This window comes from Pseudomonas sp. YuFO8 (genome assembly GCF_035065025.1).
Lineage (GTDB): Bacteria > Pseudomonadota > Gammaproteobacteria > Pseudomonadales > Pseudomonadaceae > Aquipseudomonas > Aquipseudomonas putida_AE.
Genome location: NZ_JAXDEQ010000107.1, coordinates 1 through 551, shown reverse-complemented (window position 1 = coordinate 551; position 551 = coordinate 1). Strand labels below are relative to the sequence as shown.

At 38.7% G+C, this 551-nt stretch carries 1 protein-coding gene; it reads left to right on the top strand.

The features are described 5' to 3' along the window. The coding region (gene drt3a / locus SOP95_RS31515; protein ID WP_323609516.1) for an antiviral reverse transcriptase Drt3a at positions 1 to 551 on the top strand (551 nt) is incomplete at both ends.

Below are 551 nucleotides of genomic sequence, written 5' to 3'. Positions count from 1 at the left end.
AAGTGAAAAATAAAACGATCTACAGAATAAAGAATTTTAGTGACGAGCTAATACTCAGAAAAATAAATAAAAACATACAAAGAAACATAAAACTGCCAAACGCCAGTCGCGATTCAATTATCGCAAATATAAAAAACATATTATCCGAAGGCGTGTCATACAAAATTTATCGACTCGACGTCAAGAGCTTTTATGAATCATTCCTAACAGAGGATGTGATCTCCATCATATCGAAGATTCAGAGACTAAGCCCTACAACAAAAAAAATGGTTAAAGACATACTGAACCATCACACAAACAGTGGAGGTCTAGGAGTACCACGAGGGCTCGCGTTAAGTGCGACGCTTTCAGAAATAATGATGCTTCCATTTGACAAGGAGGTTTGTTCCCAACCTGGAGTGTTTTTTTACTCACGGTACGTAGACGACATCATTATCATCTCAAGCGGAAATGAGGACGGAGCTAAATTCATAAAGCTGATTTCAAAACTACTCCCTAAGGGCTTGCAATTAAACGAACAAAAAACAAGGGTTCGTCGCGCCAGCCAAGAC